Here is a 9392-nt window from a genome sequence, read left to right as displayed (position 1 = left end):
ACGCGCCGCTCGCGTCGACGACGATCGCCGTCTCCTCGGCGCCGGCCGGCGCCGCCTCCCGGCGCACGCGCCACTCGTCCGTCCGGGCCGCCAGCTTCCACAGCACGCGCGAAAGCGAATCGCCGTCCCGATACGGACGGGAATCCGCCGGCTCGTCGCCCTCGCGGCGAAGCCGGCCTTGCCGGCCCGCGCCGAGCGCCAGCAAGGCGCGATCGACGTCGTAGCCGTACCGCCGCGGCCGCGGCGCGACGGCCACGTCCTGCGGCGCCGAACGCGCGCGCGATCGATGCTGCACGAGGCCGAACGGATCGCCCGCCCACAGCTCGGCCGGCTCGAACGCAAACACCCCGCGCCGCGGCAAGGGCAGCGCGTACCGGTACGTCGCCCGCGTCGACCACCATGCACCGAAGAATAGGTCGTGCTCCGCCTCGCCGACGCGCTCGCGCACAACGAGCCATGGCAGGGGCAGCGCGAACGGCCGCCGCAGCGTCACTTCGACGATCGCCTCGTCCCCCGCCTCGAACGCGCCGTCGAACGTCTCGCGCCCGTCCGACGAACGGACCGTCCGCGACACGCGCACCCCGGCGAGGCCGAACCACCGGACCGCGAAGCCGTACGCCGCGATCAAGCTATAGGTATAAAACAAGAAGGAAAACGCGAAGCCGCCCCGCGCGGCGAAGCCCCAGCCCAGCAGCGCCCACGCCGCCAGGACGGCCCAGCGGTGCGAGCGCATCACACCGCGCCTCCGATGCGCGACGGATTCGGCGCCGAAGGTACCGGCGTCGCCGCGACCAGCTGCGAAACGACGCTCTCTGCCGTATGCCCGGCGAAGCTCGCCTCCGCGCGTACGCTTAACCGGTGGGCGAGCGCGGGCACCGCTAGCTCGCGACAATCGTCCGGAATGACGTACGACCGCCCGCGCAGCAACGCGAGCGCCTGCGACGCGCGGTACAGCGCGAGGGACGCCCGAGGGCTCGCGCCGAGCGCGAGCTCCGGTCGCGTTCGGGTCGCCTGCACGAGGGCGACGATATATTGCTTTACCGGCTCGTCCACGTGAACCGCCGCCGCCTCGCGCTGCAGCTCCCGCACCTCCTCCGCCAGCAGAAGCGGCTGCGGCGCGGACGCTTCGACGGTCGGGCGCGACAGCAGCGCCGCTTCTTCGTCCCGCGTCGGATAACCGAGCCGCACACGCAGCAGGAAGCGGTCGAGCTGCGCCTCCGGCAGCGGGTACGCACCCTCGAAGCCGAGCGGATTTTGCGTGGCGACGACCATGAACGGCCGCGGCAGCTCGTACGTCTCGCCGTCGACCGTCACGCGCCGTTCTTCCATCGCCTCGAGCAGCGCCGACTGCGTCTTCGGCGAGGTGCGATTCAGCTCGTCCGCCAGGACGACGTTCGCGAAGATCGGCCCCGGCCGAAACTCGAACGACTCCGTCGATTTCCGATAGATCGACACCCCGGTGACGTCCGAGGGCAGCACGTCGGGCGTAAATTGGATGCGGCGAAAGCTGCACCCGAGCGCGCCTGCGGCCGTCTTCGCGAGCAGCGTCTTTCCGACCCCCGGCACGTCCTCGAGCAGCACATGCCCCCCGCTAAGCAAAGCTACTAACAAATGCTCTATCGCGTCTCTTTTCCCGATGACGACTCTCTCGATCTGCCGCGCGACGCCGTCTAGCAACGCTTGCGGGCGATCCCACAGCTTGCCTTGGCCGGATAACCGCATGATCCGAACTCCTCCTTGACTCTCGTAACCGAATGATTACTGTCAAGTGTGCCCGGAATGCGAATCTTTTAGACCTGGTTTCCGCGAAATGGTAGATATGATATATTGTGAAACAATAGAGTTTATCGCGATGCCCGCCGCCGGGGTCCCGCGTTATCGGTACGCGCGCAGTTCAAGCGCCTTCGAGACGAGAAGCTCGAGCTCCGCGTCCTGCAGCGGCGTCTCCTCGTGGCGGTACTTGAAAGCGCTGACCGCTTCCGCGACGGCGTGCACGTCTTCGAAGCCGACCGTCAGCGCGACCCCCTTGAGCGTATGGGTTTGCCGATACAGATGTTCGACGAGCGCGTCGTCCGACAAGGCGCCTTCGCGCCACCGATGCACCGCATTCGCGATATCGGCGCTCTTCGCGCGCAACTCGTCCAAAAAGAGCGTTCTGGTCGCCTCCAGTATCCGCCGATACCGTTCATCGTTCGTCACTCGTCGCCCACCCCGGCTTTTTCATTAACAACCTTGACCTCTCAAATTATACCATATTCGGAGGCAGATTCCGTGGGAAAAAATATTGCGCTCGTCGACGATTCCAAGTCGTTCTGTATGCTCGTCTCTTCGCTGCTCGCCTCGCGCGGCCACATGGTCGTCGCGTTCCACGACGCCGAATCGTTCCTCGCGAACGACGTGAAGCGCGACGCCTTCGACCTGTTCTTGTTCGACATCAACCTGCCGGGCATGGACGGCCTCGAGATGATCGCTTGCCTTAAATCCGACCCGGAGCTCGCCCATACGCCGACGCTGCTGCTGACCGGCGACGCGACGAAGGGCCGCGTAACCCAAGCGGCGAACTACGGCATCGCCGGCTACATCGCCAAGCCGATCGACCCGGAGCCGTTCGTCCAGCGCGTCCTCGCCGTCCTCGCCCTCCGGTAAATCGACGCGGCGGCTTGCGTCGCCGCGGGCTCCGCGCGAGATTCGGCTTTTCGAGCCGGCCAGCAAAAAACAAAGGGAGCCCCGCCGGAATCGCTACCGGCCGGGCTCCCTCTTTCATGCTCGCATATGCTCGACGAGCCGATACAGCGTCTGCGACGCATCCTGCAGCTTCCGCATCGAGGCGTCCAGCCGTTCCATTCGGGCGTACTGCTCTGCGGCGTAGCCGCTAAGCTCTCCGGAACGGTCGACGGTCTTCGCGGAGAAAATCGCCATCTCGTCGACCGCGGCGCTGACCTGCTCCGAGCCGGCCGCCAGCTGCTGCGACACGGCGGAGACGTCCTCGATCTGATGCGCCACCGTCCCCATCGCGCCGCGGATTTCGCCGAAGCGCGCATAGGCGGCATCCAGCTTGCGCGCCCCTTCATCGACGTCCGCCGCCGTCTCCTGCAGCGCGCGCGCCGTCCCGGTCGCCCCTTCGCGGATCGACTCTAGCAGCTCGCCGATGCGGCCCGACGATTCGGCGGACTGCTCCGCCAGCTTGCGCACCTCGCCCGCGACGACGGCGAAGCCGCGGCCCGCTTCGCCGGCCCGGGACGCCTCGATCGCCGCGTTCAGCGCAAGCAGGTTCGTGCGCTTCGCGATATCCGCGATGAGCGCGACCGCCTCGCCGACGCGCTCCGTCAAGGCGCGCTGCTCCTCGGCGGCGGCCGTCGACGCTTCCACGGAACGGAGCGTCTCCCGCATCTGCGCCAGCGTCTCCTCCATCAACGCCCCGCCCTCCGCCGCAAGGCCGTTCGCGGCCTGCGACGCCTCGGCGACCGTACCGGAATTTTCGGCGATGCGGCCGATGCCCGTCGCCATCTCGCGCATCGATTTCGCGCTGTCCTCCGCGCTGGAGCGCTGCTGCCGCGCGCTCGTTTCCATCTCGTCGACGGTGCCCTTCATCCGTTCGCCGTCCGCCTTCGAAGCCGACGCAAGCTCGGACGTCCGAGCGGCCGAATCCGCCAGCGCCGCCGACAGCTCCCGGACCTCGCCGACGACGCGACCGAAACCGGCGCGCATCGTCTCGTACGACCGCGTCAGATCGCCGATTTCGTCGCGGCGCATTCGTTCCCGCGCGGTCGCCGCCGCGGTCAGATCGCCGCCGGCGACGGCTCCGAGCGCCGACGCAAGCCGCTGAACCGGCCGGACGATGCGCGCGCGCAGCCAGACGATAAGCGCGATCGCCGCCAGCGCGAGCGTCGCGGCGACCAAGGCGAGCGTCCGCAGGACGTTCTTCGCGACCCGGTCGGACGCCTCGAGCGGCGCGGCGACGGTCAGCGTTCCGACGCGTTCGCCGTTCCAGGCGGCGAGCGGAACGGCGTATTCCCCGAGCCGGCCCGCTTCCCCGAGCCGAACCCGAAACCCGTCCCCCGCGGCCGGCGCGTCCGCGCCGGGGACGATCGCGACGTCCGAGCGAAATACATTGCTAAGCTGCTCGATCACGGTCTCGTCCACATATCGGCCGATCGCGAACACCCCGGCCGGCGCCATCGTCGCTTCCTCGTTCGTCACGCCGGTGACGACGAGCATCGCCGTCCGGTCCCCGATCCTCGTCAGCCCGTAGAAATCCGGCGTCGTTCGGAAACGCTCGAGCAGCGCCGCGTCGAGCTCGCTTCCGAACGCCGCCCCGTCGCCGGCCGTCCCCATCGTGCGCCCCTGTGTATCGAACGTCGCGGCGAAATGCACCGTCGACACGACATCCGTGATCGTAAGCACGTTGTGCTCGATCCACTCCATATCGTTCGAAGCGACCGCCGCGCGATACTCCTCCCAATACGAATAGGACTTTGCGACGTTCAGCGCGTCCTCCCCCATTTGCGACAGCAGCACGGACGCGGATTCGCCGATGCCCTTCATGCGCTCCGCCTCGACGGTGCCCAAATCGCGGTCCAAGCTGACGAAGAAATAAGCGCCCACCGCCGCAAGCGGCAGCAGCATAAAAAAGAAAAGCACGAGGACGATTCTCGCTTGCAAGGTGGACAGAGCCATGTTTGAATTCCGCCTTTTTCCAATTTCATTAACTACGTCAAGTATAGGAGAAACGGCGTCGCTTGTACATCGCGGAACCGTCCGAAACGCAAAAAAAGCGTCGAAAGCTAAGCTTTCTCCGCTTGTCGCGCACGTGTTCAAAATTCTTCGATCACCGGGCGGCGTATCGCTCCGCCCACGTCTGGATTTCCCGAATGACAGGCTGCAGGGCGCGCCCCCGTTCGGTCAGCATATACTCGATGCGCACCGGCGTCTCGGGATAGACGATGCGCCGCACGACGCCCGCCTCCTCCAACTCCTTGAACCGCTCGGACAGCATCCGGTCGCTGACGCCGGGCACGCCGTCCGCCACTTCCTTAAATCGCCGCGGTCCGTTCATCAGCGCGGCGACGATCAGCCCCGTCCAACGTTTCCCCAGCAGCTCAAACGCTGATTCTACGCTCGGAGACGACACGCAGTTCCGGCTTCGCATGGGCGTGACCCCCCTGCTCGAACGCGTTGCAGAGCAAGTCGACGTGCTGCGTCGCGAGCGGCAGCACTTCCTCGAACGTCTGCTCGAACTGGATCGCGTACGTGATCAGCCCGTGGAGCGCCATAAACAGGTTCCACGGCAGCGAGAATTGCAGCTTCTCGCGGTCGGGGTGCTTGTCGAGGCACTCCTGTACGATCGACGAGAACAAATTCATGTTTTCCGCTTGTTCCGTACGGGAATAACGTTTGAGCTCCGGATCGCGAATCATGAACATGATTTCGTAGTGATGCGGATTGTCCAAGCCGAATCGCACGAACTCCAGCATGAGCTGCTTGAGCGCGGCCACGTCGCGTCGCTGCAAGCGGTACAGCAGTGTCGTCTGGCGGGCGATCAGCGCGTTGAAATCCTCTACCACGAGCGCGTAGAACAGTTCGGCCTTATCTTGAAAATAATAGTAAATCGACCCGTGACTATACCCCAGCTTGGCCGCGATTTTCCGCATCGAGACGGCTCGATACCCTTCGCTGACGAACAGCTCGCGCGCCGCATCCAAAATTCGATCCCGGCTCAGCTCTTGCTCCACGATTCTCCTTGCCACCGTTATCCCTCCCTATTGCGTATAATTATACACATGGTTGAATAACGCTTCAACACTTTTTTGCATAAAAGCACTAAAGAGAGTTCGATGGCAATTGACTGTGCTCGAGGTATTCCGACTCCCCTACTTGCAGTTCGGTTTGACCAGCAGTCAAATTCGTAAACCATTCGATAAAACGCGCACTTTCGGATGCGTTCGGCAGGCATCGAACTGTCACCTTGTCCGCGTATTCGATGTCGCCGAACAGTACGCCGCGGCCTCGAAGCTCGTATTCGACCGTGCCGAGCCACGAATAGTCGAACGTCGCCCTTACAGGCGTATGCAATACCTTATACACTTCTTCCGCCGCCGCGAGGCCCGCGACCGCCCCGTCGGTGTACGCCCGCACGAGGCCTCCCGCTCCGAGCATGATCCCGCCGAAGTAACGCGTCACGACGACGGCCACATTTTTGAGTCCCCGATTTTTGATGACTTCGAGGATCGGCTTTCCGGCCGTGCCGCTCGGCTCTCCGTCGTCCGACGCCTTCTGGTGCTGGTCTCGTTCCCCGACGATGTAAGCGGAGCAATTGTGCGTCGCTTGTTTATGCCGCTGCTTCATCTCCTCGACGAAGGCGACCGCTTCCTCCTCCGTCTCGACCGGCTTCGCGTGCCCGATGAATTGCGACCGCTTAATGACGATTTCCGCTTCGCCGTACCCGCGCACCGTCTTATAGTATGGCAAATTCACCACGGACCCTCCTCATACGGAAAACGGCCCACCCGACGTACCGCCGAGTGAGCCTTCGATTGCCGCGCCAGCATTCCTCTATCGCGCTTAGAGCGCGCCGAGCCGCGCCTCGAGCTCCGCCTTCTTCGCCTCGAAGCCGGGCTTGCCGAGCAGCGCGAACATATTGACCTTATAAGCCTCAACGCCCGGCTGGTCGAACGGATTGACGCCGAGCAGGTAACCGCTGACGCCGCAAGCCTTTTCGAAAAAATACACCAGATGTCCGAACGTATACGGCGTCGTGTCGGCGAGCGTCACGACCGTGTTCGGCACCCCGCCGTCCGTATGCGCGAGCAGCGTGCCTTGGAACGCTTTCTTGTTCACGAAGTCGATCGTCCGCCCGGACAGGAAGTTCAGTCCGTCCACGTTCGCCGGATCGTTCGGGACGCTCAGCTCGATGCCGACCTTCTCCACCTGGATGACGGTTTCGAACAAGTTCCTCGCGCCCTCTTGGATAAACTGGCCCATGGAGTGCAGGTCCGTGCTGAAGTCGACCGACGCCGGGAAGATGCCCTTAAAGTCTTTGCCCTCGCTCTCGCCGTACAGCTGCTTCCACCATTCGGAGATGAAGTGCAGGCTCGGTTCGTAGTTGACGAGAATTTCGATCGCCTTGCCCTTCTTGTACAGCGCATTGCGCACGGCAGCGTACTGGTACGCCTGGTTGTGCTCGAGGCTCGGGTTCGCGTACAGCTGCTGCGCGTCGCGCGCGCCGGCCATGATCGCGTCGATGTCGACGCCCGCCGCCGCGATCGGGAGCAGGCCTACCGCCGTCAGCACCGAATAGCGGCCGCCGACGTCGTCCGGAATGACGAACGTCTCGTACCCTTCGGCGTCCGCCAATTTCTTCAGCGCGCCCTTCGAAGCGTCCGTCGTCGCATAGATGCGCTTCTTCGCGCCTTCTTTGCCGTATTTGGCTTCCAATGCCTCTTTGAAAATGCGAAACGCCACCGCCGGCTCCGTCGTCGTGCCGGATTTCGAAATGACGTTCACGGAGAAGTCCTTGCCCTCGAGCGCCTGAAGCAGCTGCGCCATATACGTGGAGGAAATATTGTTGCCCGCATAGAAGATGTGCGGCGCATTGCGCTGCTCCTTGGACAGGACGGCGCCGAACGGGTTCGTCAGCATCTCGATCGCGGCGCGCGCGCCGAGGTAAGAGCCGCCGATGCCGATGACGACGAGGGCGTCGGAGTCGGCGCGGATGCGCTCGGCCGCTTGCTTGATTCGCGCGAACTCGTCTTTATCGTAGTTCGTCGGCAGGTCGATCCAGCCGAGATAATCGCTGCCCGCGCCGGTCTTTGCGTGCAGCTGTTCGTGCGCGAGTGCTACCTGTGCGGCGCTATAGTCGACCTCGTGCTGGTGGACGAACGGCAGCGCCGGTTTGTAATCGTATGTTACGGGAGACGTCAAGGGAAAATCCTCCTTATGGATGAGTCTGGATTTACGCTCTCCACCTAGAATAATGAACGGTCCGGCCGATTGCAAGCGAACGGGCCGCGCTCGTCCATCTATCCAACCCATCCGAAATAATGGTAAGATGGACGATAGGCAGCAACAACGCGCAGGTTCGATTATTTGGAGGGGTGCGACGCATGCGGATTATCGGCTTTATCGGTCTGGGCACGATGGGCGGGCCTATGGCCTTGAATCTATTGAACAAGGGATACGAGGTCGTCTTATACAACCGGACGCGCGAACGCGCGGACGCGATCGCGCAGGAACGCCCCTCGGCGACCGTCGCCGCGACGCCGAAAGACGTCGCGCGGGAAGCGGACGTCGTCGTGACGATGCTGGGCGACGACGCGTCGGTCGAGTCGACGTATTACGGAAAGAACGGCCTGTTCGAAGGCGTGCGGGCCGGCACGACGCTGATCGACTGCAGCACCGTCTCCCCGGGGCTGAGCCGGCGGCTCGCCGCCGACGCGGAAGCGCGTCTCTCGGACTTCCTCGACGCGCCCGTCACCGGCAGCAAGCCGGCCGCGGAGAGCGCCTCGCTGCTATTCATGGTCGGCGGACGCGAGGAAGCGATCGAGTCGGCCGCCGATTTGTTTTCCGCGATGGGCCGCGGCTACGTCCATATGGGACCGTCGGGCGCCGGCTCCGAGACGAAGCTCGCGCACAACGCGATCGTCGGCATCCATGCGGCCGCGCTGGCCGAAGGGCTCGCGATCGCGACGAAGGCCGGCGTCGATCCGGCGAAATTTTTCGATGTCGTCGCCAGCGGCGGCGCCGCGAGCAAGTATTTGGAGCTCAAGCGGGACAAGCTGCTCCGGCGCGACTATAGCAACCAATTTTCTATGAAATTTATGCTGAAGGATTTGCGCCTCGCCTCCGCGTTCGCCGACGAGCTCGGCGTGCCGACGCCGATTTTGGCCGGCGCGAAGGAGCTGTTCGCGATCGGCGAGTCGCGCGGGCTCGGCGAGCTCGACCTGTCGGCCATCTTCCAATGCTACGAGGAGTGGGCCGACGTGTCGGTCGGCGGAGGCCTGCAGGCAGGCGCCGCGCCCGCGAACGTCTCCCCCTCGGCTCCGGCCGCGCCGGCTGCCGCCGCCGCTTCGACCGCCGACACGCGGAAGGCGGACGAACGCCGCCGCGCCGAACGCGTCGCCATGAACATCCCGCTCCACATTTCGATTTACCAATGGGAGCAGGAAGGCGCGTTCTCGGGCCAGCAGATCGACGCGACGCTGTACGACCTGTCGGAGGGCGGACTGCAGGTACGCTCCGCCTTCCCCCTCGCCGCCGACATGTTCGTCGTCATCCACTTCCCGAAGGAAGCGGATTTGCCGCCGATTACCGGACGCATTATCCGCGTCGTGCCCGACGGCGGCGCCTTCCGCTACGGCTGTATGCTGTCGGGCCTGCCGCCGTTCGTCCGCATC

General features: G+C 64.4%; 10 protein-coding genes. 2 read left to right on the top strand and 8 right to left on the bottom strand.

The genetic code is table 11. The features are described 5' to 3' along the window. The 3 genes from VEZ38_RS14905 to VEZ38_RS14895 form a co-directional block, all read right to left on the bottom strand. Positions 1 to 733 (bottom strand): DUF58 domain-containing protein (locus VEZ38_RS14905; RefSeq protein ID WP_324894751.1); only part of this gene is annotated, 733 nt, incomplete at its 3' end. Further along, entirely contained in the window at positions 733 to 1722 is a 990-nt protein-coding gene (locus VEZ38_RS14900) for a MoxR family ATPase (protein ID WP_324894749.1), read from the bottom strand. The genes VEZ38_RS14905 and VEZ38_RS14900, both read right to left, overlap by 1 nt. A gap of 153 nt (positions 1723 to 1875) precedes the next feature. Further along, the gene (locus VEZ38_RS14895) at positions 1876 to 2199 is read right to left on the bottom strand and encodes an Hpt domain-containing protein (RefSeq protein ID WP_324894747.1); all 324 of its coding nucleotides are present in this window, start codon (positions 2197 to 2199) and stop codon (positions 1876 to 1878) included. Between the two features lie 72 nt (positions 2200 to 2271). Here VEZ38_RS14895 and VEZ38_RS14890 point away from each other — a divergent pair, with 72 nt between their 5' ends. Then, entirely contained in the window at positions 2272 to 2646 is a 375-nt protein-coding gene (locus VEZ38_RS14890) for a response regulator (protein ID WP_324894745.1), read from the top strand. 114 nt (positions 2647 to 2760) lie between these two features. On the opposite strand, the gene VEZ38_RS14885 is transcribed toward VEZ38_RS14890, so the two are convergent. The 5 genes from VEZ38_RS14885 to VEZ38_RS14865 all read right to left on the bottom strand — a co-directional run bounded on the left by VEZ38_RS14885 (position 2761) and on the right by VEZ38_RS14865 (position 7920). Beyond that, positions 2761 to 4677: a methyl-accepting chemotaxis protein gene (locus tag VEZ38_RS14885; protein ID WP_324894743.1), complete on the bottom strand. Its 1917-nt coding sequence runs from the start codon at positions 4675 to 4677 to the stop codon at positions 2761 to 2763. 151 nt (positions 4678 to 4828) lie between these two features. Continuing rightward, complete coding sequence (locus VEZ38_RS14880; protein WP_324894741.1) at positions 4829 to 5149, bottom strand: winged helix-turn-helix transcriptional regulator; 321 nt, start codon at positions 5147 to 5149, stop codon at positions 4829 to 4831. Beyond that, on the bottom strand, positions 5100 to 5747 hold the full coding sequence (locus VEZ38_RS14875; protein WP_324894739.1) for a TetR/AcrR family transcriptional regulator: 648 nt from the start codon (positions 5745 to 5747) through the stop codon (positions 5100 to 5102). Before VEZ38_RS14875 ends, VEZ38_RS14880 begins: the two co-directional genes overlap by 50 nt. A 73-nt stretch (positions 5748 to 5820) precedes the next feature. Beyond that, entirely contained in the window at positions 5821 to 6474 is a 654-nt protein-coding gene (locus VEZ38_RS14870; protein WP_324894737.1) for a YigZ family protein, read from the bottom strand. Between the two features lie 87 nt (positions 6475 to 6561). After that, positions 6562 to 7920, bottom strand: a complete 1359-nt coding sequence (locus VEZ38_RS14865; protein ID WP_324894735.1) for a glucose-6-phosphate isomerase — start codon at positions 7918 to 7920, stop codon at positions 6562 to 6564. A 182-nt stretch (positions 7921 to 8102) separates the two neighbouring features. Between VEZ38_RS14865 and VEZ38_RS14860 the strand changes: the two genes are divergently transcribed. Further along, on the top strand, positions 8103 to 9392 hold a 1290-nt coding region (locus VEZ38_RS14860; RefSeq protein WP_324894733.1), incomplete at its 3' end, for an NAD(P)-binding domain-containing protein.

Origin of the sequence: Paenibacillus sp. (assembly GCF_035645235.1) — a bacterium.
Taxonomy (GTDB): domain Bacteria; phylum Bacillota; class Bacilli; order Paenibacillales; family YIM-B00363; genus Paenibacillus_AE.
This window is presented reverse-complemented; position numbering and strand designations above follow the sequence as displayed.